This is a genomic window from Nitrospira sp., from assembly GCA_037045225.1.
In the GTDB taxonomy this organism is placed as follows: domain Bacteria; phylum Nitrospirota; class Nitrospiria; order Nitrospirales; family Nitrospiraceae; genus Nitrospira_A.
Genome location: JBAOHZ010000009.1, coordinates 2,224,343 through 2,246,955, shown reverse-complemented (window position 1 = coordinate 2,246,955; position 22,613 = coordinate 2,224,343). Strand labels below are relative to the sequence as shown.

The 22,613-nt window shown below is 58.5% G+C and carries 24 protein-coding genes and 1 tRNA gene; 11 read left to right on the top strand and 14 right to left on the bottom strand.

Annotated features, from left to right (window positions below):
- Window positions 1–9: 9 nt before the first annotated feature.
- The 3 genes from rpe to fmt form a co-directional block, all read right to left on the bottom strand.
- A complete protein-coding gene (gene rpe, locus V9G17_11365; GenBank protein ID MEI2753190.1) occupies window positions 10–714 on the bottom strand; it encodes a ribulose-phosphate 3-epimerase in 705 nt (234 codons plus the stop codon).
- Window positions 714–2,126: a 16S rRNA (cytosine(967)-C(5))-methyltransferase RsmB gene (rsmB, locus tag V9G17_11360; GenBank protein MEI2753189.1), complete on the bottom strand. Its 1,413-nt coding sequence runs from the start codon at window positions 2,124–2,126 to the stop codon at window positions 714–716. The genes rpe and rsmB overlap by 1 nt, the downstream gene beginning before the upstream one ends.
- 61 nt (window positions 2,127–2,187) lie before the next feature.
- Complete coding sequence (fmt, locus tag V9G17_11355; protein MEI2753188.1) at window positions 2,188–3,138, bottom strand: methionyl-tRNA formyltransferase; 951 nt, start codon at window positions 3,136–3,138, stop codon at window positions 2,188–2,190.
- Between the two features lie 87 nt (window positions 3,139–3,225).
- Here fmt and V9G17_11350 point away from each other — a divergent pair.
- Window positions 3,226–3,302, top strand: a tRNA-Met gene (locus V9G17_11350).
- A 243-nt stretch (window positions 3,303–3,545) separates the two neighbouring features.
- Window positions 3,546–4,880, top strand: coding sequence for a hypothetical protein (locus V9G17_11345; protein ID MEI2753187.1), 1,335 nt, complete (start codon window positions 3,546–3,548; stop codon window positions 4,878–4,880).
- Between the two features lie 19 nt (window positions 4,881–4,899).
- Here V9G17_11345 and V9G17_11340 read toward each other — a convergent pair whose 3' ends face one another.
- Window positions 4,900–5,067, bottom strand: coding sequence for a magnesium transporter (locus V9G17_11340; GenBank protein ID MEI2753186.1), 168 nt, complete (start codon window positions 5,065–5,067; stop codon window positions 4,900–4,902).
- A complete protein-coding gene (locus V9G17_11335) occupies window positions 5,067–6,032 on the bottom strand; it encodes a DMT family transporter (GenBank protein ID MEI2753185.1) in 966 nt (321 codons plus the stop codon). Before V9G17_11335 ends, V9G17_11340 begins: the two co-directional genes overlap by 1 nt.
- A 502-nt stretch (window positions 6,033–6,534) precedes the next feature.
- Here V9G17_11335 and V9G17_11330 point away from each other — a divergent pair.
- On the top strand, window positions 6,535–7,542 hold the full coding sequence (locus V9G17_11330) for an NAD-dependent epimerase/dehydratase family protein (GenBank protein ID MEI2753184.1): 1,008 nt from the start codon (window positions 6,535–6,537) through the stop codon (window positions 7,540–7,542).
- Between the two features lie 83 nt (window positions 7,543–7,625).
- Here the strand turns inward: V9G17_11330 and V9G17_11325 are convergent, their stop codons facing one another.
- Window positions 7,626–8,318 (bottom strand): lytic transglycosylase domain-containing protein, encoded by a 693-nt coding sequence (locus tag V9G17_11325; protein MEI2753183.1) that lies wholly within the window; start codon window positions 8,316–8,318, stop codon window positions 7,626–7,628.
- Between the two features lie 713 nt (window positions 8,319–9,031).
- Between V9G17_11325 and V9G17_11320 the strand changes: the two genes are divergently transcribed.
- On the top strand, window positions 9,032–9,964 hold the full coding sequence (locus V9G17_11320; protein MEI2753182.1) for a GGDEF domain-containing response regulator: 933 nt from the start codon (window positions 9,032–9,034) through the stop codon (window positions 9,962–9,964).
- 69 nt (window positions 9,965–10,033) lie between these two features.
- Here the strand turns inward: V9G17_11320 and V9G17_11315 are convergent, their stop codons facing one another.
- Complete coding sequence (locus V9G17_11315; protein MEI2753181.1) at window positions 10,034–10,867, bottom strand: right-handed parallel beta-helix repeat-containing protein; 834 nt, start codon at window positions 10,865–10,867, stop codon at window positions 10,034–10,036.
- Between the two features lie 327 nt (window positions 10,868–11,194).
- On the opposite strand from V9G17_11315, the gene ybgF reads away from it, so the two are divergent.
- Window positions 11,195–11,716, top strand: coding sequence for a tol-pal system protein YbgF (ybgF, locus tag V9G17_11310; GenBank protein ID MEI2753180.1), 522 nt, complete (start codon window positions 11,195–11,197; stop codon window positions 11,714–11,716).
- A gap of 50 nt (window positions 11,717–11,766) precedes the next feature.
- Here ybgF and V9G17_11305 read toward each other — a convergent pair whose 3' ends face one another.
- Together V9G17_11305 and V9G17_11300 are read right to left on the bottom strand one after the other, a co-directional pair.
- Window positions 11,767–12,285: a DUF2726 domain-containing protein gene (locus V9G17_11305; protein ID MEI2753179.1), complete on the bottom strand. Its 519-nt coding sequence runs from the start codon at window positions 12,283–12,285 to the stop codon at window positions 11,767–11,769.
- A gap of 15 nt (window positions 12,286–12,300) precedes the next feature.
- Window positions 12,301–13,485: an anhydro-N-acetylmuramic acid kinase gene (locus tag V9G17_11300; GenBank protein ID MEI2753178.1), complete on the bottom strand. Its 1,185-nt coding sequence runs from the start codon at window positions 13,483–13,485 to the stop codon at window positions 12,301–12,303.
- A gap of 87 nt (window positions 13,486–13,572) precedes the next feature.
- Between V9G17_11300 and V9G17_11295 the strand changes: the two genes are divergently transcribed.
- The 3 genes from V9G17_11295 to V9G17_11285 all read left to right on the top strand — a co-directional run bounded on the left by V9G17_11295 (window position 13,573) and on the right by V9G17_11285 (window position 16,352).
- Window positions 13,573–14,577, top strand: a complete 1,005-nt coding sequence (locus V9G17_11295; GenBank protein ID MEI2753177.1) for a metal ABC transporter substrate-binding protein — start codon at window positions 13,573–13,575, stop codon at window positions 14,575–14,577.
- A gap of 60 nt (window positions 14,578–14,637) precedes the next feature.
- On the top strand, window positions 14,638–15,417 hold the full coding sequence (locus tag V9G17_11290) for a metal ABC transporter ATP-binding protein (GenBank protein MEI2753176.1): 780 nt from the start codon (window positions 14,638–14,640) through the stop codon (window positions 15,415–15,417).
- Window positions 15,418–15,530: 113 nt separating this feature from the next.
- On the top strand, window positions 15,531–16,352 hold the full coding sequence (locus V9G17_11285; GenBank protein MEI2753175.1) for a metal ABC transporter permease: 822 nt from the start codon (window positions 15,531–15,533) through the stop codon (window positions 16,350–16,352).
- A gap of 106 nt (window positions 16,353–16,458) precedes the next feature.
- Here the strand turns inward: V9G17_11285 and V9G17_11280 are convergent, their stop codons facing one another.
- Entirely contained in the window at window positions 16,459–16,902 is a 444-nt protein-coding gene (locus V9G17_11280) for a GNAT family N-acetyltransferase (GenBank protein ID MEI2753174.1), read from the bottom strand.
- A 63-nt stretch (window positions 16,903–16,965) separates the two neighbouring features.
- On the opposite strand from V9G17_11280, the gene V9G17_11275 reads away from it, so the two are divergent.
- Window positions 16,966–17,145 carry a hypothetical protein gene (locus tag V9G17_11275; protein MEI2753173.1) on the top strand — a complete coding sequence of 60 codons (180 nt, stop codon included), beginning with the start codon at window positions 16,966–16,968 and terminating at the stop codon, window positions 17,143–17,145.
- A gap of 57 nt (window positions 17,146–17,202) precedes the next feature.
- Here V9G17_11275 and V9G17_11270 read toward each other — a convergent pair whose 3' ends face one another.
- A complete protein-coding gene (locus tag V9G17_11270) occupies window positions 17,203–17,625 on the bottom strand; it encodes a hypothetical protein (GenBank protein ID MEI2753172.1) in 423 nt (140 codons plus the stop codon).
- A 79-nt stretch (window positions 17,626–17,704) separates the two neighbouring features.
- Window positions 17,705–18,670, bottom strand: coding sequence for an RluA family pseudouridine synthase (locus V9G17_11265; GenBank protein MEI2753171.1), 966 nt, complete (start codon window positions 18,668–18,670; stop codon window positions 17,705–17,707).
- Window positions 18,671–19,052: 382 nt separating this feature from the next.
- Here V9G17_11265 and V9G17_11260 point away from each other — a divergent pair, with 382 nt between their 5' ends.
- Entirely contained in the window at window positions 19,053–19,538 is a 486-nt protein-coding gene (locus V9G17_11260; GenBank protein ID MEI2753170.1) for a hypothetical protein, read from the top strand.
- A 187-nt stretch (window positions 19,539–19,725) separates the two neighbouring features.
- On the opposite strand, the gene V9G17_11255 is transcribed toward V9G17_11260, so the two are convergent.
- Window positions 19,726–20,478: a hypothetical protein gene (locus tag V9G17_11255; protein MEI2753169.1), complete on the bottom strand. Its 753-nt coding sequence runs from the start codon at window positions 20,476–20,478 to the stop codon at window positions 19,726–19,728.
- A 154-nt stretch (window positions 20,479–20,632) separates the two neighbouring features.
- Complete coding sequence (locus V9G17_11250) at window positions 20,633–21,559, bottom strand: RluA family pseudouridine synthase (GenBank protein MEI2753168.1); 927 nt, start codon at window positions 21,557–21,559, stop codon at window positions 20,633–20,635.
- Between the two features lie 427 nt (window positions 21,560–21,986).
- Here V9G17_11250 and V9G17_11245 point away from each other — a divergent pair, with 427 nt between their 5' ends.
- Window positions 21,987–22,583: a DUF3365 domain-containing protein gene (locus tag V9G17_11245; protein MEI2753167.1), complete on the top strand. Its 597-nt coding sequence runs from the start codon at window positions 21,987–21,989 to the stop codon at window positions 22,581–22,583.
- Window positions 22,584–22,613: the final 30 nt, after the last annotated feature.

The following is a 22,613-nucleotide window of genomic DNA, read 5'->3' as shown; positions in this document are numbered from 1 at the left end:
ACGCCTCTTCTATCGCTGAGCGGCTGCACTCCTGGTGGTGCGGGCGGCAGGCTCATGTCCGGCTCTCAGTGCCGTAATGGCCGCGGCATAGTCATGACTGGAAAAAACAGCCGACCCTGCGACCAGCACCTCGGCGCCGGCGGCGAGAATCTCTGTCACGTTATCGGGCTTCACCCCCCCGTCCACTTCCAGGAGCGCCTGGCTCTGCGTGCGATCGATCAACGCGCGAACCTCCGCAATCTTCCGCAACGACGAGGGAATAAACTTCTGCCCCCCGAACCCGGGATTGACGGACATGATGAGGATGAGATCGGCGTCGCGGACGATTTCCGACAGAGTCCCGGCCGGCGTAGCAGGGTTTAACGTCACGCCTGCCTTCACGCCACGTTCTTTGATCGACTGAACGGTTCGATGCAGGTGCGGACAGGCTTCCACGTGCACGGTCAAATAATCGGCCCCCGCCTCGGCGAACTCCCCGATGAACGCATCCGGATTCGTCATCATCAGGTGCACGTCCAACGGTAGGGTAGTGACTTTTCGCAGGGCTTCGACGATCGGCGGGCCCACGGTCAGATTCGGGACAAAATGCCCGTCCATGACATCGATGTGCAACCAGTCGGCTCCGGCTTCCTCCACCCGCGCCACCTCTTCGGCCAGGCGCGCAAAGTCGGCCGACAGAATGGAGGGCGCAATACGTATGGTCCGACCCGCCATTATTCGCTCCTCCGCACACGGGCGGCGAAAAACAGATCCATCCTGTTCATATTGGCCATCGTAGATAGATCCCCTCGAGGGGTCACGAACGGCAGTCCGGCTGGGGGCAACCAGGGCGCGATCGACTCACGCTGAAATTGATGATGAGACTGACAAAACTCGTCGATAATCGACTTGGTTTCTTCCGGCTCAATCGAGCAGGTACTATAGACCAACACCCCACCAGGCCGCAAGAGACGGCTCGTCACCGCGAGCAATTCCATCTGCATCTGCCGGTGCTGCGCGATGGACTCCGGCGCCTTATACCACTTCCCTTCCGGATGACGCCGCAACACACCGAGTCCGCTGCAGGGAGCATCCAGCAAAATGCGGTCGAACGGTCGAGACAACATCGGATGGGACGCCATCGCTGCTCCAACCAGCGTGCGCAGATCGCCGACCAAGGGCGTCAGGATGTTCACTCCGAGACGGCGACAATTGGCCATCACGAGATCGAGCCGTGCCGAAGCCCGGTCCACCGCCACGATCTCGCCTCGATTCTCCATGAGCGCCGCCAGGTGCGTCGCCTTTCCACCTGGCGCCGCGCAGGCATCAAGGACGCGTTGGCCCGGCTGCACATCCAGCAACAACGGAATCAGCTGCCCGGCTTCATCCTCTACGTAAAACCATCCCTCCGCGTATCCCGGCAAATCGACGACAGAGACGGGGCGAGCCAGCTGAATGCCGACTGCGCTGATCGACGTCGGGCCGGCGTCCACCTGTGCTGCCGCCAAGTCGCTCAGCAATGCGGCGCGGGATGTCCGCAGCCTATTCACGCGTAACGTAAGCGGAGGCACCTCTAACGACGCACGACACAAGGCCTCGGCGCGTTCGGCACCCAAGAGAGAATACCAACGCGTCACGAGCCAGGTCGGACAGGAATACCGCACAGCCAAGGCCGCAGCGGGATCGCTTCCCGCTTCGGGCCATGCCGGTTCTGGCGCTCGAAGCAGAGCCCTGAGCACCGCGTTCACAAAGCCGCTCCAATCCCGTCCCAGGCGACGACTCTGCTGCTTCGCCATCTGCACCGATTCATGCACCGCGGCGGAATCGGGAACCCGGTCTAAGTACAAGAGTTGATAGGCCCCGAGGCGAAGAATGGTCTGGACCAGGGTCGGAAGTTTCGTGATCCGCCGATCCGACAACAGGCCCAATCGCCAGTCGAGCGTGGCGCGATACCGCAACACGCCGCGCACGAGCTCGACCATGAAGGCCCGATCGCGCAGATCCAACGCCTCGCGTGACGACACCTGATCGAACAGGTCGTCTTCCGCCATGCCCGCTTTGTCGATCGTCAGCAGAGCCTTCATGGCGGCGCGGCGTCCGGCAGATACACCTCCGCCTGACTGTGAGGGGCTCAGATCAGATGCCATGTTCGAGAAGAATAATCATGGCAAGAGGATGGTCAATAACATGCGACTGATGGGCTCGCGACTAGCCCTGTGCCGGAGAAATGGCGGCGAGACTGATGCCCTCCGCCAGACGATGACCGGCCAGGTACTGCGCAATCGTCATCCGCCGGCTATTGGACGGTTGAATGTCGACCAGCTGGACCGTGCCGTCCCCGGTCGCGACCTCGACCCAGTCCTTGCTCACCTTCGTCACCGTCCCCGGAACGGCACCGGAAACAGCCGCTCCCACCGCCACACGCCACAGCACCCACCGTTCCCCGTTCACATACGTATACGCGCCGGGCCAGGGGGACAGGCCACGCACACGATTCGCAATCTCCGCGGCCGGCAAGGTCCAATCGACCGCACCGTCTTCCTTCTTGAGCAACGGTGCCATGGTAGCCAGGGCATCATCCTGCGGTTGCGGTATCAGCGTACCCGCCTCAAGGCGACGGAGGGTCTCAACCAACAATCGCCCGCCGACTTCGGCCAGCCGAGGCGCCAGCGTGCCGGCCGTATCGTCGGCACGAATCTCCACCTTTTCCTGCAACAACATGTCGCCGGTGTCCATGCCTTCCGCCATAAACATGGTCGTAATGCCGGTCTCCTGTTCACCCCTGATGACGGCCCATTGGATGGGACCTGCCCCACGATACTTCGGCAGAAGCGACCCATGCACGTTGATACACCCACGGGGCGGCAACGTCAGAATTGCCGGGGGCAGAATGCGGCCATAGGCCGTGACCGCAATGACATCCGGCTTCCATTGTCGCAAGGCCTCGAGAAAGACAGGATCCTTCATTTTGAGCGGCTGCAACACCGGGATCCCCTCACGTTGGCACACCACTTTCACCGGCGAGAAGACCACTTCCTGCCCGCGGCCCTTCGGTCGATCGGGCTGAGTGACCACACCGACCACCTCATGCCCCGACGTGAGCAAGGCCTCCAGCGAAGGCACGGCAAAGTCCGGAGTCCCCATAAAAACGATACGCATGCCCACGCTTTATCATTCTGTCCTCACGAATGCAATTCTCCCCGGGCGTTCCTTGACTCTCGTTTCTCACGCCTGTTAGTATCCGGTCGCGGGGTGGAGCAGCCTGGTAGCTCGTTGGGCTCATAACCCAAAGGTCGTCGGTTCAAATCCGGCCCCCGCAACCAACCTTCTCTCTTCTCTTTCAATCACTTAGAGCATTTCAAGTCCCGGCATCGGCGCTTCTCTAGGAAGCCGATTGTGCTCACGTTGTGCGACCTCCTGCCGAAGCACGATCCAAGGTCTCCATATCGGCACGCATGAACCACCCGTCTTGAGTAACGTACCCACGAGAAGCCAGGAACGGCGAATAGACGACATGGGAAGACTCATCATTGAGAAGATGCCACCAGAATGGAGGTAGGGCATGTGTGCGTAAGGGCGCTGATGGCACCAACCGTTCACTCGCACAAAGTCTTGACGCCGAAAAGGTGAAATCTCGGCTGTTCTTTAACTGGAAAATGAAATATATTTCGAACGCTTGGAATTGGTGGCATGCGACCGACGTTCACTCACCGCAACTCATGAAGACCACATTTCAGACCCTTGTGATAGTCTGCGCATTGGCCCTGCCGGGCTGTCTTTCTCCCATTACGCTCAATCGGGCGGTCGTGGCCTATGACGAGGCCATCACAGACGCCATCGCCAAACAACTGTTAGTCAACATCGCCCGTGCCGAGCGCCACCAGCCCATACACTTCACCGGTGTATCGAACATTGCTGCCACCTTCGACTTTCGGGTCAGTGCCGGCGCGACTCCCACGCTTACCGGCGACGCGGGCAGAACCTTGATGCCAATCTTCGGCGGCAGCGTGGCAGAAAATCCAACGATCAGCATTGTGCCCATTGAGGGAGAAGAATTTGCCAAGCGGATGCTAAGCCCGTTCAATGAAGGCAAACTTATTCTGCTCCTTCGACAGCGGTTCGATATCGATCTGTTATTACGGTTAATGGCACAGGAGTTACGTATACAACAGAACGGAGCGGATATCGCGTTCCGCAACACGCCCGCCGATCGGATGGGGTATGAGCGATTCCGACGCGCCGTGTTACACCTGTCGGCGATTCAAGACAGCAATCAACTGTACGTCGAACCGATGAACTTTGAGCGTATCTGGACCATTCCCGCCAACGCCGTGACTGCGGAGGGGTTCCTGGCGTTGGAAAAGGATTATTTTGTCACCTACAACCAGCGGGAAAACACCTACACGCTTCGAAAGCCGATAACCGGACGCATTCGTATCACCAACTATGATCCTGCCACGCTATCCTCTGAAGAACGCGCTCGATTAAACGAGGAGACGGAAGATGAGCACATCAACGATGTGTCCTTCGATATCCGTGCAGGCCACTTCGGGGGAGAGTATCCCATGAAAGGACACTTCCGCCTTCGAAGCTTCAACGCGATGCTCCACTTTCTCGCGCGGTCATTAGGCGAAGATGCTGAATATCACGTGGACAAAGATCCGCTCACACCAGAGGTGACCGAGAACCCCGTCTTTACGATGGAGATGGTGAAATCGGATGGGAATCCATCAGGAGTTGATCTGGCCATACAGTCTCACGGAACCTACTATGCAGTGAGGACCGACGGACCGCTTGCGCGATGGAACCGGGAGGCGTTCCAGTTACTCTATCTGCTCTTTCAAATGACCGTGACCGAAATTCCTCGTCTTGGGGTGCCGAGTATCACGATTGCCAAATAGCCGATCGGGGCTAGGCCACTCACAAGAGCGTTCCCTCCATAATCAAGTAAGCGACACCGAAATAGATCACCAGCCCGGTGACATCGACGAGCGTGGCGCCGAAGGGCGCGGATGAGACGGCGGGATCAAACCCGAGCCGACGAAACACGAGCGGCAAGAGAGAACCGGCCAAGACTCCCCAGACCACTACGCCGACCTATGGCCATGCCGGTGGTGAACCTCAGACACGTGGGGGTGATCATGCAGCAACGGCGCATGGCGGTGCGGATGGGCATGATGAGCTCGGACAAGAAGTACGAGGCCAATCGCCATGACTCCAGTCGCCATGGTTTCACTGAGTCCCCAGCGCTCACCGAGAATGGGAATCGCGGCCAGGGCGCCGATAAAGGGAGCCGTTGCCAAAAATCCAGCCTCGCGCGCGGCGCCATGCAGACGAAGGGCGCGCATATCCAGCACCAGACTCACACCGTAGCTGAACAGACCCAATACAAGTGCGGCGATAATGATCGAGGCTCGAGGAAAGGTTGGGCCGGCCATGACCGCCAGACTGAGCGTACACACTCCGGCGCTCAGTGTTTTGATTCGCGTCACCACAATGGGATCGCGGAGGGACAATCGCTGACTCAAGTTATTGTCCAACGCCCAAGAGAGGCACGCGCAGGCGATCGCGACGAATCCCCATCCGTCCGGAGCAAAATCGCCTGGCCTATACTGGAGAACAGCAGCTGCGACGATGATCAGCATAGCGCCGACTGCCTCCACGCGTCCGAGGTGTTCGCCATAGAGAATCACGGCTAATAGAATAGTGAAGGGTGCTTCCAGGTTCAATGTTAGCGAGCCGAGCACTCCCGTCATGCGCTGTAACCCCCACAGCATGAAGACAGGCCCCAGGATGCCGCCCGTGAGCACCATGGCCGCCAATAACCATCGATCAGTCGGCACCACCCGCGCCTCTCGCCGCGACACTTCAGATCCACGGTAGAATAATCCTTCAAACACCAAGAGTCCCAAGCCCGCGCCTAGGTAAAGCAGGCCTGCAATCACCAGTGGATGACTTTCTGAAAGCAGGAGCTTGGCGAGCGGAGGACTCAGGCCAAAAAGAACGGCTGCTGCGAGGCCAGACGCAGCCCCCTGTCTTTGGTTCAATGGCATAGGGAAGACATTCATATTCACCCGCTTCCCTCGCTCAACCGTGTTCGCACAGATCACATCGAGGGCACAATATTGCACAATGACACAGGTTCCCAGAAAGTCATGCAGCGTGCAGCGTCGTTTATGGCGACGGAGAAATGGCACGTAGTCGATTAATATATAGGAATGTGTTGAGTAGAGCGGGAATATGAATTGAACCGAAAATCAGATGTTTATTTCGGAAGGAGCAGGATGCAGCAAGGTCAGAAATTCATATCCTCTCCCCACAACCACCCCTTTATCCATACGCTCTCAACGGCTCATAGCAGCGTCGGTCCCGACCTCGGCGCTCGCGCACAGCACCTCCCGGATCGAGGCTCGGCCTGGCCCACCCGCACTGCGCATTACCAGCGCATATAGGCAATTCACATGAGCAGTGACCATTTTTGGCCAGAGCGACATAAATGTACAGGGAGTGAATTACGTATTGCTATTGAGCCTATCCATCATTTAGGTTAAATACATGTATTCAACATTTTGGTTCAAAAAAACAGTCTTGGTTGCGGGCGCCACGGGATTCCTCGGAGGCTGGCTGGTACGGCGACTGCTCGATTGCGGTGTGCAGGTTGTCGCGCTAGTCCGTTCACAGAAACCGGAATCGCAGTTCTTCATGGAGGGGCTCGACTCTCGCGTCTCAGTCGAATGGGGATCGGTCTCCGATCAACCTACCATTGAGCGTATATTTAAAAAATATCCGATCGATGTGTTTTTTCATATGGCCTACGGAGCGGATGTTCATCGCGTTCTCGAAGAACCGTTGGAATGCTTTACCTCCTCAGCGGTCAGTACGTGGCAAATTCTGGATTATCTCCGGCTACATCGACCGAAGTGCATCTCCGTCATCAGCTCCACTGACAAGGTGTACGGTGGTCAGCCTATTCCATACCGGGAGGACTTGCCCCTCCAGCCGTTACACCCCTACGAAACCGCCAAAGCGTCGCAAGATCTGGCCGCCCAAACTTATGGGAAGATCTATAAATGCCCGGTTGCCATCACCCGTTGCGGGAATTACTTCGGTGGCTTTGACTTTAACTATACCCGCTTGATCCCAGGTGTCGTGCGCAGCATCATGAACGGAAAGGCACCAGTCCTCCGCTCAGACGGGCGCTTCACCCGGGACTTTCTCTACATTGAAGATGCGGTGGATGTGCAACTATTGCTGGCCGAACGGCTGGCGGAATCCCCGGAGTTGTACGGTGAAGCGTTCAACTTCTCCTATGGCGACCGCATCGAAGTGATCGACATCGCGAAACGAATCTGCCGAATACTCGACGCGCCGTTTCCTCCGGTGGTCAACGAGAATAGTACCGCCGAGATCACACACATCGAGTTATCCTCGGAGAAGGCAAGGAAGCAGTTGGATTGGACACCGTCGTATGGGTTCTTCCAAGGGCTGGATCGCACGGTCAACTGGTACCGTGACTACTTCTCACAACTCCAGTTACAGGCATCTCCACTCGTCGAGGGCTGAACCGGCCGACTGCTCAGTCGGCCGGCCCATTTTCCAGCGTCCCTCCGGGACATCGCCCAGTAGGGCGCTTGATTCGGACGCCTCTATTTCCTGGAGTCGTCTCGTGAACTCTGGACGGGCGCAGGGATCGGCAATGGGGCACGTTGCAGAGGTTTGTGGTGCATGGCCAGCAACACCGCTTTCCTAGGGCTCGCCTGGTAATCACCGCGAAAGCTCTTATAGTAGATCATCACTTTCCTCACATACTCCCGCGTTTCCGGATAGGGTGGAATCGCGCGATACCGCTCCACGCGATGCTCCCCCGCATTGTACGCCGCGACCGCAAACCGCACGTTCCCATTAAACCGATTCAACAGGTAGCGCAAATGTCGTGCGCCGCCTCGAATGTTGTCCCCCGTATCATAGAGGTTTTCTACCCCGTGTCTGATGGCGGTTTCGGGAATCAACTGCATCAATCCCACGGCCCCGGATCTCGAAATGACGGTGGGATTGAAGTCCGACTCCGCCTTGATCACCGCAAGGAGCAAGGCCGGATGGAGTTGGAATTGGAAGGCATAGCGTTGAACCGCTGCCTCGACCTCTTCTGCTGAAACCCGTGATGAGAAGCGATGCACCTGCGAATCAGCCCGCCGAAATCGTTGCTCGGTCGGGACATTCGTCATTTCGAAGACCCCGTTCGGCCCGACGGAGCCATAGATCTCGCTGTCTGCGGAAGCGGACTCCCCGGCCACCAACGCTCCTGCCAGCGCAAGAGGAATCGCCCAGGTGGCGCTCATCAGTCCTCCCTCGGCACGCTCAACAGCATGGCCTGCGCACAAGACTTGCCGCTCGTGTTGGGTCGATGCTCTGTCACCCATTGTGTCCTCCCATTTCTCCCACCGGCACACCATTACCCCGGGGGAATCGCCCGTCTCGAACCTCAGACCAGAGCGCAGTTTTCATGCCATCGACCTGACGCGTACAAAATCGGGCAGCACCAATAACTTCATGCGGTTATCATGTTCACACACCGCCCCTCCGTTTTCCGGAAAGAGGACCCGGACTGTTTGCGTCACCACTTGGCAAGATTTTGTTCGTTGGCTCGTTGCTATCGATTGCCGAAATGTCCTGCCATTGATAGGCAAGCAGGTCACACACACATCAGTCCCCTGTCTCAAGAGAAGGGGTGAGGGATCGCCTCCTTCCGAAACCCTGCGATCACCTGGACGAGCGCAGGGCGCGCGTGCCCCTCGCGGAGATGCAGGCTGTTGTTTGAACCTGCAAAGTGACGTGTTAGAATCGATTCCGAACGGACACCTTGATAACCTGATACGTGCAGCCACAGAGAGACACCCGCGCTGAATTCGCCCACCTGACCTTCATCAGCACGTACGATGCGCATTGCACAATCGACACTCTTGGTCTGCGGCTTACTGAGGATTTTCCAGCCGATCTTGGGTGCACAAGACGTAGTTCACCCTGATGACCCGACTGACAGGATTCCTCCCCGATGATCAAACTGCTGTTAGTTGAAGATAATGCTGTCGATGCCCAGCTCACACAGGACCTCCTGGCCGAATGGTCTCACGACCAGTTCGAGATCACGCATGCCCCCGTCCTGGCGGAAGGTCTCGTCAGATTGAGCCGGGAACGGTTTGATGTCGTCTTGCTCGACCTGTCACTGCCCGACACCCATGGATTGAGTACCGTCACCCAGGTCTTAGCAACCAGTCCCGGCGTACCGGTGGTGGTGCTGAGCGGACACGACGACCATCCGCTCGCGCTCAAAGCAATTCAGCACGGGGCGCAGGATTATCTCGTCAAAGGAGAAGGCGGGACTGATTTTCTCGCACGCGCGATTCTCTATGCGATCGAGCGCAAACGGGCGCAAGAACGCCTGACCTATCTTGCCCAACACGACCAGCTCACCGGACTGATCAACCGCGCCCTCTTTCGTGACCGACTGGTCCATGCCCTGGCGCGCAGCAAACGCAAAGATCAGCCCTTAGGGATCATGCTGCTCGATCTCGATCGATTCAAATCCGTCAATGACACGCTGGGGCACGATGTCGGCGATCAGCTGCTGAAAACCGTAGCCACGCGACTGGTGGCGTGCGTCCGTGAAGTGGATACGATCGCACGGATGGGCGGGGATGAATTCACCGCAATCCTGGAGGGCATTTCCGGAGTGGCCGATGTACTAGTGGTGGCCAACCGCATCGTGGAGTCCATCAGCACGCCGTTCGAGATCGGGCCGCATCGCATCTCCATCGGGGTGAGTATCGGCATCACGCTCTACCCGTCAGACAACGAAGACATCGACGAACTCCTCAGACATGCTGACAAAGCCATGTATACCGCCAAACACCAAGGCGGGAACCGCTATCACCTTCACTCAACGACCGAACAACCGCCCTCCAACGCCCCCGCTCCAGCACAGTAACGACGCACCGCTGAAAGCGACGCGCTTCCCACCGTCACGTCACAACGAGTACTGCTCCAGGGCGCCCACTTACCGCCCGATCTCGGCCAGCGGCTCCTCCGTCACGACCAACGACCCTCGTGGATTCGGCAACAACACATTGGATCCGGCCAGATCCTCACGAAGCGGGGTCGGATGCGTATCCGGAGTCATGACCAACCCCCAGTGCTGATTGTCCCGACAGGTATTGTCGAGCAGCAACGCCTCCGCATGGTGGAACAGCAGAATCCCACTGAGCATGTTGCTGTGGCACAGGTTGCGGACACATTCCGGGTGGCTTCCTGGATCTCGCACGGCTAGACCGAAATGATGGTTCCCATAACACTGGTTTTGCACCAGACGAGGCTGCGCGCCCGCAAACACAAAAATGCCTGACTCACGGTTGCAACAAACCTCATTGTCGAGAAGCGTCGCACGGGCCTCAGGACCGTAAATCACCACTCCGGACAACACGCCTTCGGTCGCCCGACATTGGGTAATCGTGCAGACGGAGTCCAGGACATTGATGGCGGAATGTTGATCGCTACCCACATACCGGAAGGTAATGCCGCTGATCATGCCCGATGGCACCCGCTGCAGGTAGAGCGGTCCGCCACGCCGACTGTAAATCTGCACCTGATCACGCCCGGCGCCGATGAGCAGTACGGGGCGGTCTGCGACAAAGACCTTGTCTTCATAGACTCCGGGGCGCACATAGACTTGATCGATCTCGCCGGCCTCTTTCAGCGCCGCGCTCGGCCTGATGTACGCATGGGGATCCCGGCCGTCGACGATTAACGTCCGGCCCCCTTTGGGATTGGGAGGCGGCTCGCTGAGCGGTTCCTTCGGTCTGTCCACTGACCCTGGTTCTTGCGGTCTTTCCATGCCGGTTTTGTAATCCCTTCTATCCTTCAGACCGGCGAGCCATACCCCTGACCGGTCTGACACTAACCGACAACAGCTGACAGCGGGGGATCTGTCAACCTGCTCCCGCGCCGCCCCTTACCTGGCGTTTTCCGTACACTACTGTCTGCTTTCGGCCCCTGCTCTCGCGGGAGTTCCATACTACAGCGCCTTCGATTCCCGATGAACCCCCGAATTTCACAACAGATTCGCCCCTCACGTGCGGCTGGTGCGTTTCTTTCATATCGGCGGGGACAGCACCACCGTGTGAACCCGGACGCTGCTAACCGGGAAGAAAGAAGGGCACCCATGACTCTGGCTCATATCAACCTCGGTTCGGTACGAGGCATCTGTGTCGGCTTGCTGTTGCTCGGCAATCTCACCGCCGCACCACAGCTGTTCGCCGAGCCCCCCCAAACGCCTGATGCCTCACGGCGCCTCTATGATCGCATCATGGAAGAATTCCACCACAAGGACTATGTTGCAGCGCTTGCCGGATTCCGGTTCTTCCTTGAACTTCACGAACAGTCGTCCTTGTCCGCCAACGCGCAATATTGGCTTGGCGAGTGTCAGTACCGAATGGGGCGTTACAAGGACGCGCTGGGGTCATTTTACGATCTCATCTCCTACTACCCGATGAGCCAAAAAGCGGCCGCCTCGACCCTGAAGATCGGACAAATTTATACCAAGCAGGGCGATCGAGAAAAAGCGCAAGCGATGTATGAACGGGTGACCGATCAGTACCCCAATACCGCAGAAGCTGAGGTGGCGCGTAAAGCCTTGGAGACCGCCGCCGCGAAGCATGAACCGGTCGCCGGCGAGCCTAGCTAATCAGGCCCCCTCCCCTTGCGGTCCATGCCTGCGTTGCGGTCACGGCGCCGCTAGTCCGGGTCGGCCAGATCCAACAGCGTAACCAGACCGGGAACGGTGTAGGCATGCAGCGGGCTCAACCGCACGAGTTGCACCCCGGCCGCATGAAGCGCCGATTCAAAGAGTGACTCATGCGACCCGTCAGGGGCCTCATCCGGAACCGGCCGCTCGACCTGCACGACCTTCTCGACCAAGCGACTCCCCGGATGCACCAGCACAAAGGTCGCACGCTTCAGCGCAAGTTCCCGTAGAGTCTCCACAGGCGGTGTTCCCGAAGGGAGACGCAAGTCCAACAGGCTCCAAAGAGGAATTTGCGTGAAGAGTAAATAGCGGTCTTCCACCGCCAACCGTAACAGGTTGTAGAGTTGCGCTTCCTGGTCGGTCATCAAGGGCTTGGCGGCAAAGCTCATACCGGCAAGCGCCCCCGCCGGGGACGAACCAGAGGCGCGCCTCCGCCCAAAACTCTCCCACGCCAGGCTTCCAAGAAAAGCCAGCGCTCCAATACCCAGGATAGGATAGAGTAATTCCACGACGTTCCGATCGAATCACCGGGCGGGACGCGCCCATTTCGTCAGCATGTGAGGCGTTCCCGGAACGACCGCACCGAGCAACACGGGGTGATGAGCACCCGTCACCTGCGGGACATTGGTGCATTGTCCGAGATACGTGTCATGAGCCAGCAGGGCAAACGCCGTCGCTTCAAACGCCTTACTGCTCCATCCACATTCATCAAACGTCAGCACCGGCGTCGGCGCAAATACCTGCCGGAGGGACGCCATGATCGCGCGATTGTACACCCCGCCACCCCCGACGATCACATCATGGATCTCGCCGGTAATCCATCGCCTGGATGAACCAATCGCCTCCGCGGTCCACGCCGCACACGTTGCGAGCAGATCATCTACGGACAGGCGCGCCTTCCGTTGCTTCGTGATGAGCCGACGCACAAACGGCGCGCCGAACTCTTCCCGACCGGTCGACTTGGGCGGGCGCCGTTGCAGAAATGGGTGGGCCATCAGCTCGGTGAGCAGAGGCCGGCTCACCGTTCCCTTGCGGGCGCGTCGCCCACCGGCGTCGTAGGGCAGATGCCCCTCTGTCGCTTCGTGCACAATCGCATCCAACACCATATTCCCGGGGCCGGTGTCGAACGCACGAAGCTCGGCCACCCCACCGCCTGGGGGCAGATAGGTCACGTTGCTGATTCCGCCGATATTAACCACCAAACGCCCCCGACGTGCATGACCGAAGGCCACCGCATGCGCATACGGTACCAACGGAGCCCCCTCGCCACCCGCCGCCATATCACGCGGCCGAAAATTTGCGACGGTCGTAATGCCGGTGCGTTCGGCGATGACAGCCGGCTCACCGATCTGCAGGGTGGACCGAACCAACCCGATGCCTGGCTCACGCCTCCCCTTCGGCAAGTGGTGTATCGTCTGTCCGTGGGATCCGATCAGGTCGATATCCGCCGGCTGATGCTTCGCCCGCTGAATCACGCGGAGCGCGGCTTTGGCGAAGAGTTCGCCCAAGTAGGCGTTCATGTGGCAAATGTCGTCCACGCGCCCCTGGAGCGAGAGTTCAACAATCCGCTGCTGGAGTGAGCGGGAGTACGGCAGGGATGTAAATGCCAGGGGAGTGATCCGGGGCTGCCCACCGCGCCGGACAATGCTCACTAGCGCCGCGTCCACCCCATCTGCCGATGTCCCGGACATCAGTCCGACAACTTTCATCGCGCCCCTCCTCCGGCACACAACCGCGAGACATTTATTTTCTCTTCGGTTCGCTACGCTAATCGAAACCCCGGCAACGGGTCAAGCATGGTACGCATCGCCCGCGTACGATCTCCGCCGGTCTTCGCGTTGACTTTGCAGAAATCGGGTGTTACCGTCCGCCGGATGTTTCGCCTGAGCCTCCTGACCATGTTGCTTGCATATGCGCTGCCCTGTGCATGGGGCACCTCCGCCACGGCGTTTGCTGCATCCGCCCCCGAGCCACTCAATGTGGTCGTGACACTCCCGGTTCTGAAGGATTGGGTGCAACAGATCGGCGGCTCGCATGTGCGCGTCATCTCGCTCATGACCGGGTACGAGAGCGAGCATACCTATTCGCCGAAACCAAGCGATCTGGTCGCGATTCGCAAGGCCGCGCTCTTATTCGAAGTCGGGGCCGGACTCGAAGTCTGGGTGTCCTCGCTGGTGAAGAACGCCGGTAATGGTTCGTTGCGAGTGGTGACCACCTCCAAAGACATTGCGCTGATCCAGGATCATCCTGAACCGGCAGGGACCACTCACTCGCACCAACACGCATCGGGGAACCCTCATGTCTGGCTGGATCCGGCTGCCGCAGCCACGATGGTCCAACACATTTCGGATGCCATCGTGGCCGCAGACCCGGCCTATGCCACCGACTATCGGACCAACACTGCGACGTACCTTCAGGCACTGGCCCGCGTGCAGGAAGACACAGTGGCCCGGCTCCGCTCATTGTCGAACCGGACTGTGATCGTCCACCACCCGGCTTGGCCCTATTTTGCCCGGCGTTACGATCTGCACATCGCCGGCACGATCCAGACACAACCGGGGGGAGAACCTTCCGCTCGGCATCTGCACACCTTGATCGAGACCATTAAACGAGACCACGTCCGCGTGATTATCTCCGAGGTACAACTGAATCAGAAGGTTCCACAGTTACTGGCGCGGGAAACCGGCTCGCGCATTGCCGTCTTGACGACCTTGCCCGGAGGGTTACCCGGAACCGAGACCTACCTCGACATGCTCCGCTATAATGTGCTCCAATTGGCCCAGGCACTGGAGCAGACTTAACCGCCACGCCTATCCGGACAGCGACTGACGAACCAGCATTTTCACCGTATACCGCCGCGCATGACCCATCCCATTATTCGTTTCGACCATGCCACCTTCGGGTTTCCCGGCGTCGTAGCCCTGGAGGACATCTCCCTGACCATTCCGGAATCGGAATTTGTCGGCGTGATCGGTCCGAATGGATCCGGCAAGACCACCCTCTGCCGCGCCGTGCTGGGACTGATGGCTCCGCTAAGCGGCACACTCCGCGTTTTGGACTGTGCCTGCGAGGAACTCCGCTGTCACCATCGAGCCCTCATCGGCTATCTGCCGCAAAAGGGCATGATCGACCGGAACTTTCCCGTCACCGTGCTGGAAGCGGCCATGATGGGCCGATACGGCGCACTCGGCCTCTTCCGTCGACCGTCACGAAAAGATCGAGACATCGCCCGGCAGGCGTTGGCGCAGGTCGGCATGGATCATCACAGAGACTCCGCCTTGGGCGCCCTATCCGGCGGACAGCAGCAACGGGTGTTCATCGCGCGGGCGTTGGCGCAGCAGCCTCGGATACTCTTGTTGGACGAGCCGACAACCGGGCTGGACCTCACCGCCCAGCATAGTGTGGTGGAATTGATCCAGCAGCTGCATCAAGAACTGAAGCTAACCATTCTCATGATCACCCATGACATCAACATGATCCGGTCGCGGGTGGACCGGCTGGTACTGCTGAAGACAAAACTGTTTGCCGCGGGGCCGCCGCAAGACGTCCTGCAGCCAGACATTCTGAGTCAGGTGTACGGGAAAGAACTGGTTATTACCGACAAGGACTTCGTCATCGTTGAGGATTACCATCACCACTGAAGAACCGACGATGTATCGGCCGGCGAAGGTCTATTCGCATAGACCTAACGCCGCTATTGGACCAGTCATCGAACTCACTCATTCACGAAATCACCACGGCACCACAGACCAAGATGCTTGAACTGCTCGCGTACGACTTCATGCAACGCTCACTCCTGGCCGCCGCACTGGTCGGCGCCGTCTGCTCCGTCATCGGCGTCTTCGTCGTCTTGCGCGGACTCGCATTCGCAGGGGCCGGGACCGCCCATGCCGCGTTTGCCGGTGTCACCCTCGCCTATCTCCTTGGCCTTCCGCCGCTCAGCCTCGCAATTGTGTTCGGCCTGGCAACGGTCTGGATCACGGGCTGGGTCGAGGAAAAGGGCCGCATGAAACTGGACGTGTCCATCGGCATCCTCTACACCGCCACCATGGCGCTGGCCATTCTCTTTCTCGGGCTCATGAAGTCGTACAACCCGGAGGTCTACGGCTACCTCTTCGGCAGCGTCCTTTCCGTGACCACGGAAGAGCTCATGACCATCGGCGGGTTGAGTGTGGTGGTGTTGGGAACGATCCTCCTGCTCTCGAAAGAACTGTACTTCATCGCGTTCGACCAAGAGATGGCCGCAGCGTCCGGCGTGCCTGCACGGCAAATCTTCTATCTCCTCCTGACACTGGTAGCGCTCACCGTGGTGATTGCGCTGAAAACCGTCGGGGCCATTTTGGTGTTTGCGATGATCCTGATCCCCGCTTCCACCGCCTACCAGCTCACGCACAGCCTGACCCAGATGACGCTCTATTCGATGCTCATCGGCATCTTCTGCGCCGTAAGCGGCGTGCTGCTCTCCTATGCCTTCGATCTTCCTTCCGGTCCGTCCATTGTGCTGTTGGCCACGAGCCTCTTCTTTCTCGCGGTCTGTTGTTCGCCCAAACGGTTGCACCGAATTCAGCCGACATAACACAACCGGGCAGGGCTATACTGCTCATGTACAAGGACAGGCAAGGCCAGTGATCATCGTCAGGGACGGGAGAGTGTTTAAACGAAACCCGATGGAGGCGGATGGACTACTCGACTTGGGGATCCGATTTCTTCCGGGACCAGACCATACCGGTCTGCTCTTTTGCGCTGAACCCCAGTCGCTCATAAAACCCGGGCATGCGCGTGCAGAGCCAAAACAGTTCAACCTGCTGAAGGGTGGAATGCTCGAGAATCCGTCGTACGATCTCGGTGCCGATCTTGCGCCCCTGATAGTCGCGATCGACGATCACGTCCCAAATCGACGCCCGGAATACATAGTCCGTCAACACGCGGCCGAAGCCGACCAGACGCGGGCCGTCCCAGGCCGAGATGACCACGTCGGTCTTCGCCAACATGGCCTGTGCCTGCTCCAGCGCACGATGCTTGGCCCAGGGAGCCTGCCGGTACAAATGAATCAGTTGTGCAGCGTCGAAATCGTTGCGGTCGGAGAATGTGATGGGATGCTGATCGGTCTTGAGAGCGGGAGGCATCTTGTACTAAATTAATCCCTCCGAACGGGGTGAGTCGGTTAACCGTAGTGTAAGGGGAAGACCATGGGAACGCAAGTGCGAAGCTGTCCGAAATGTTTTCAATTGATGTGGCTCAAACAGGATCACTACGACGTCCTCGACGAAGAAACGGTCCGCGCGAAATGTCCGCACTGTGGCGCGACCGTCCGCTTCCAGCTGGTCACCGCCGGCGCCAATGCTGCCGGCCCGAAGATGGGACATTGACCGTTCCCGCCATGTTTAATGGCTGAATAGCTCGATTGAACATGGCCGCTATGATCGTCACATCCCCCGCCCCGCCCCCTCCAGTTCCGGCTGGCTGCCCGGCAGAATCTTGACCAACGTTGCGCGATACTCTCCCATCCGCTTCTCCTCGGCCGGACTGACTTTGATCTCTTTGTCCCGATGCATGCGTTCCACCTGATCAAGAACGGCCAGCAACGGCTGTACCACACCCAGCACATTGCCAACCTCGAACGCTTCGAGCGACTCAATGAGATACTCCTGCAGGCTCTTAAAGGGAGACCGCCCGCTCTGCTCACGAAATCGCAGGAGGGCCTGCTCGAACGCGTCAATGGCCTCCGGTTTCGGTTTGATCCCGGTCGGCACCGATGCGAGATGCACCACCGCCGGCAATTTAGACGCGTACCCTTTGAGCTGAGCGATCAACTCACCGATCCGATCAAGCACGGCACTGGTTTCCATCGTTCGTCTCTCCTCACCTTTGCCGATCGTCATGTTCGGCATCGTCGTCATACTGGCTCAGACCGATCGCCGGCAATGTCTAGTGCCCCGTGGCTGCGCGCAGAAGATCCTGCACGTGCTCCATATCGGGCGGACAAGGCACATCGAACTGATGGTACTCCCCGCCGGTGGGATGCGTAAATCCCAGCGTGCGCGCGTGGAGCATGACACGTGGAATAGAAACCCCCGCAACCGACATCACTTTGGTCCCGCCGTAGGTCTTATCCCCCAAAATCGGATGATCGATCGACGTGAGGTGCACCCGCAATTGATGAGTGCGTCCGGTTCTGGGAGACAGACGGACATGGGCCGCGATCTTGCCGTACCGCTCATCAACCTGATAGTCGGTCGCCGAGGCTTTCGGCTTGGTCGTCCGCGCGGAAAACTTCTTGCGCTCTTTCGTATCGCGCCCGATCGCGAGCTCAATCAGGCCACGCCCTTTCTTGGGGACCTGCCAGATCAAGGCTTCGTACTCCCGGGTGATGGTGTGGAGCTTAAACTGCGCAGCCAGCGCGCGATGCGCCTGGTCCGTTTTCGCGATCACCATAACGCCTGAGGTTTCTTTGTCCAATCGGTGGACGAGTCCTGGGCGTTCCTTGCCTCCGATGTGCGACGGAGTGACTCCAGATGTTGCAAAATGATGCAGGAGCGCGTTCACCAACGTGCCGGACCAATTCCCCGGTGCCGGGTGCACCACGAGGCCGGCCGGCTTATGGAGTACCAATAAATCCGCATCTTCATGGAGAATGTCAAACGGAATGGCCTCGGGCTTGAGATCAAGCGGCTCAGGCCGCGGCACCTCCAACCTGATGCGGTCGCCTGGCTTGATCTTCTGGCTTGGCCGAACCGTTTGGCCATTGATGAGAATGCGCCCTTCTCCGATCAAGCGCTGCAGTGCTGAGCGAGAAAAGGTCGGGTCGCGGTTGGCAAGGAAGACATCGATCCGTTTGGACGATTCTCCTCCGGTCACGACAAATTCAACCGGAGTACTAGTAACCCTATTCACGTGGTGACTGCCTGACGTAGACCGACATGCAAGGACATAGGCTGCCACACGGGACCGTCAAAAACAAGGTCGTTACTCAGAGCCCTCATGCTCTGCACATCTCACACACACGTCGTCCACAGCCCATCCACATCTTACACTCATTCTTCGTCTCATTGAGCCCCAACACACACGCGCTGCTGCATGTTCATTTCTGTCGGTGGTGCGTTGAATTTGACACCATGGCCCTGTGCATTCCTCAGGTGCCTCATGATGCGACACTCACTCAATGGAAAAAATTCATGCTGTTAGCGGAACACTGAGGTGGCGTTCTATAGGCACCCGAATTGCTTCTTCATAGGGCGAGTGTGACGTACCACAACAAGGAGCTTGCGACGAATCAATGGCTACTGATTTTATCCACAGAATCCTCAGATCGCTGCGAGGCACGCCTGCTCCCGGCCCAGTCGTTCCACACTCCATTGTGGACAACCAACCCAGTCCTGAGGTATCGATTCCTCCGCGTGAGCGACGCCTCGATACTCGGTTTGCCGTCAAGACCCCCTGTCGCTACGAACTTGTCGCAAGGCAAGAAACAGAGACCTCCGCCATTCTCGGGTACGCCTATTCGTTGAATGTCAGTACAGACGGCATTCTCCTCCTGCTTGATCAGAAACCTGCTCGTCGACAATTGCTGAGCATTCAGAATCCATCGCTCCAACGACAGCGCTCGCTGACTCTGTTTGAGGTGCGATGGACGACTCATCTCCCGGTTGGAACCACCCACCCGCGCTACCTGGTCGGTTGCCGTCTGGCATTCGGTCGATTTCCGTACTTTCTCGTTCAACGTCAACACTTGGACCGTGATATCTCCGGCCTCTTGCTCTAGCAACCGAATCGTTCGGAGCGGCTCCCCAGACAGGCTTCCATCGTTCTCGAGGCAGACGAGTTACGGCGCGGCCTGGGCTTCATACCTCTAGAAAGAAGCAGGGTTAGACACGAGAGGGATTGCAGAAGAAATCGTGGTGCGGCCTGTAATCGCAGCAGGGAGTGAGGCCCCCACCTGCCGCAGCCTGTCACGCTGCGAAACGATCAGTGTCGCGGACCGTGTGAACGGCTGGAATCGAACTGAGAGGGCAAGACCGAGCGCTGTCCTCCACAAAGCGAATACTCAGCGTTCCGCCGGATCGTGCGAGATAGGTTGAAATGCCATAGATGAATAACGCAATGCCGGTCATCTCCAGCGGCTCCTCAACGCCCACCAGTAGCGCATAGGAGAGATCCGTCCAGGTATGGCTGACATAGTGATACCGCGCTTCGAGCATTTCGATGCCCAGTGCTCCAGCGACATACAGGCTTCCGGCCGACACAAACGTCCATCGCGTGGTGACCGGCAACCGCGTCAGGAATCCGAGATAACACAGACCGACCAGCCCGACAAACGCAGCGCCCACGATCACCCAGGAATAATAGAAGATGCCCGTGGGATGGAGTCCGTCGAATGCCGTCATCATTTCGTGAATCTGCGCCGCCTCATCAAGAGAGAGGTAGAAGAAAATCAGGGCAAGACCGGTCCAATGCCGTACATCTCTTCCTCCGGCTCGTCGCTCACGTCCAGCGACGACACTCAGGAGCAGGGCACTAAACAAAAGAGCCACGGCAGAATACCAGGCAGGGAGATTGGCTTCGTTGACCAGATTGAATTGTCGTTCGAGCCCCCATTGGTGCGTGTAGCCGCCCACATGCTTCAGATATTGACTCACGAAGTGGGTGATTGTCAGGCAGACGATGATGCCGGCCAGGATACGCAAGAGAGTTTTTGGTTTCACGTCGAGCGTCATGGGAACAGGCTTTCAACCTCCGTACATGAAGACACAGCGCTCCCGCTGGCGATTACTGGAAGTATAGCACTCGTCTCAGAACTGACTCACACTGACTGGGGGCGGAGCGCACCCCGCCCTCGGTCGCGTACCGTGTGGGGGTTCAGCGAGAAACGAAGGCACGAAGGGTCTGAGCCAGGGCCGTGAAATCCTCCGGTGGAGGGACGCCAAACTCCCGGTAGTTTCCGGCCACGGGATGCCTGAATCCTAAGGTACGTGCATGCAGCATCACTCGCGATACGTCCTCACCACCCCACACGCCCACCCGCTCGCCCCCATAGGTCTTGTCTCCCAGGATGGGATGACCGAGGCTTTGAAGATGGGCCCGGATCTGATGCGTCCGTCCTGTGTGGGGGTGCAGAAGAAGATGCGCGGCCAGTACGCCAAACGTCCCTTCGACCCGGTAATCTGTTACCGCAGGCTTAGGATGACACGTCTCGGCAGACGTCCGTTTTGCATTGTGTCGATCCGGGCCAAGCGCAGTGGCGATCCGACCTTCCGATTCAATCGGCACGCCCACAACCAGGGCTTCGTAGCGACGAGCAATGGAATGCTCTTCAAACTGCGCCGCAAGGACACGATGTGCGTCTTCTGTTTTGGCCACCACCATCACGCCAGACGTGTCTTTGTCTAAACGATGTACGACTCCTGGCGCCCCCGTCTCACCTCTGCGTGCGCAATGATCCAGTAATGCATTGAGCAGCGTGTTGGACCAATGGCCCGGGGACGGATGAACCACGATCCCGGCAGGCTTATTCAGCACCAGGCACGTATGATCCTCGAACAGAATCTCCAGCGGCTTCGCCTCACCATCGATTCGCAACGGTGCCGCCTGGGGAGCATCGATGAGGATGACATCTCCCGCTTTGATTCGCTGGCTCGATTTGGCGAGCTGATTATTCACCCGCACCCAGCCGGCAGTAATCATCCGCTGCAAGGCCGCGCGCGAAAGCTTCGGTTCACGGTGAACGAGGAACACGTCCAACCGTTTCGGTTGCTCTCCTGCGGAGATGATGAATTCCGTTTGCATAGGGTCGTTACGCTACGGCAGGGCGCCAACCGAATGCAATCCATGCTGCTCCCCCCATAGATACGCACCTCAATACGTGCATTCTCCGCATTGGACACCCCCCGGACTCAAGAGTAGGATGAATCATCGTATGATCTTGCGGGCACGCTGGTTCGTACGGGCAAGGAGCTGAGGCGATGCCTTCGGTACCTTCCCACGACCGGTTATTTTCTCAGGAGGCCAGCGGTAGCACCGGCACTCCGGCTCACCACTCCGACCCCTTTTTCAGATTCACGTTCATTTCGTTCTCCTCGTTCACTCAACGATTGGTCTCGTTCATTTGCGCGCGGCACCCCGCACTCAGAGTCCAGATCGCATCGTGCAACTCATCGCTCACGGGAGGCGACGGCCAGACCGAAGCACCCGTGCGCCTAACAAGGAGGTTCCCATGACATCCTCACTTACATTGCGGCGGATCATGACCTTCCTGGGAGTCACATTGGTCGGTGCGGCCGTCCTGTCGCCGAATCCTGCCCTGCCCGAGAACGCACCGATCACCCTACCGATTGAAACGGTGGCTCACTACATACATGCCGTGATTGAAGCAGACCGGGATGTGTATACCAGACATGTCGTGGAACGTTTGCAAACGAAGGGTGTCGTCGTGGCGTCGGAGAATTGGGAACAGAAGAATACCTTGCCCCTACCGGCCCAGTTCCTGATGGAGTCCGGACGGTATATCGCCAAGAAGGGCCTCGGCATCCAATACCGATTGATCAGCTTATGGCCGATTAACAAACATAACGTCGCCATGAACGAGCTGGAGAAGACCGGCCTCGGAACCATCCTAACGCACCCCACTCGCCCCCACACAGGATTTGTGAAGGTCGGCGAGACACGCTATTTTCAAGCCGTGTATGCCGATCTCGCGGCGACTCAGGCCTGCCTCGGTTGCCACAATGCGCACCCCGACAGCCCAAAACGTGATTTCAAACTGAATGATGTGATGGGGGCAATCGTGATTACTATCCCGGTCGGGCAATAACGGCGCGAATGTTCAGCGCTCTGAGCCCAG

What these genes read in the sequence shown, in the direction of transcription:
- V9G17_11320 (MEI2753182.1), top strand. Translation starts at nt 9,032, where the DNA reads ATGATCAAACTGCTGTTAGTTGAAGATAATGCTGTCGATGCCCAGCTC.
- V9G17_11250 (MEI2753168.1), bottom strand. Translation starts at nt 21,559, where the DNA reads ATGCAAACGGAATTCATCATCTCCGCAGGAGAGCAACCGAAACGGTTG.
- V9G17_11285 (MEI2753175.1), top strand. Translation starts at nt 15,531, where the DNA reads ATGCTTGAACTGCTCGCGTACGACTTCATGCAACGCTCACTCCTGGCC.
- V9G17_11300 (MEI2753178.1), bottom strand. Translation starts at nt 13,485, where the DNA reads ATGAAAGTTGTCGGACTGATGTCCGGGACATCGGCAGATGGGGTGGAC.
- V9G17_11295 (MEI2753177.1), top strand. Translation starts at nt 13,573, where the DNA reads ATGGTACGCATCGCCCGCGTACGATCTCCGCCGGTCTTCGCGTTGACT.
- V9G17_11315 (MEI2753181.1), bottom strand. Translation starts at nt 10,867, where the DNA reads ATGGAAAGACCGCAAGAACCAGGGTCAGTGGACAGACCGAAGGAACCG.
- V9G17_11280 (MEI2753174.1), bottom strand. Translation starts at nt 16,902, where the DNA reads ATGCCTCCCGCTCTCAAGACCGATCAGCATCCCATCACATTCTCCGAC.
- V9G17_11245 (MEI2753167.1), top strand. Translation starts at nt 21,987, where the DNA reads ATGACATCCTCACTTACATTGCGGCGGATCATGACCTTCCTGGGAGTC.
- V9G17_11325 (MEI2753183.1), bottom strand. Translation starts at nt 8,318, where the DNA reads ATGAGCGCCACCTGGGCGATTCCTCTTGCGCTGGCAGGAGCGTTGGTG.
- rpe (MEI2753190.1), bottom strand. Translation starts at nt 714, where the DNA reads ATGGCGGGTCGGACCATACGTATTGCGCCCTCCATTCTGTCGGCCGAC.
- V9G17_11275 (MEI2753173.1), top strand. Translation starts at nt 16,966, where the DNA reads ATGGGAACGCAAGTGCGAAGCTGTCCGAAATGTTTTCAATTGATGTGG.
- ybgF (MEI2753180.1), top strand. Translation starts at nt 11,195, where the DNA reads ATGACTCTGGCTCATATCAACCTCGGTTCGGTACGAGGCATCTGTGTC.
- V9G17_11260 (MEI2753170.1), top strand. Translation starts at nt 19,053, where the DNA reads ATGGCTACTGATTTTATCCACAGAATCCTCAGATCGCTGCGAGGCACG.
- V9G17_11335 (MEI2753185.1), bottom strand. Translation starts at nt 6,032, where the DNA reads ATGCCATTGAACCAAAGACAGGGGGCTGCGTCTGGCCTCGCAGCAGCC.
- V9G17_11290 (MEI2753176.1), top strand. Translation starts at nt 14,638, where the DNA reads ATGACCCATCCCATTATTCGTTTCGACCATGCCACCTTCGGGTTTCCC.
- rsmB (MEI2753189.1), bottom strand. Translation starts at nt 2,126, where the DNA reads ATGGCATCTGATCTGAGCCCCTCACAGTCAGGCGGAGGTGTATCTGCC.
- fmt (MEI2753188.1), bottom strand. Translation starts at nt 3,138, where the DNA reads ATGCGTATCGTTTTTATGGGGACTCCGGACTTTGCCGTGCCTTCGCTG.
- V9G17_11270 (MEI2753172.1), bottom strand. Translation starts at nt 17,625, where the DNA reads ATGGAAACCAGTGCCGTGCTTGATCGGATCGGTGAGTTGATCGCTCAG.
- V9G17_11330 (MEI2753184.1), top strand. Translation starts at nt 6,535, where the DNA reads ATGTATTCAACATTTTGGTTCAAAAAAACAGTCTTGGTTGCGGGCGCC.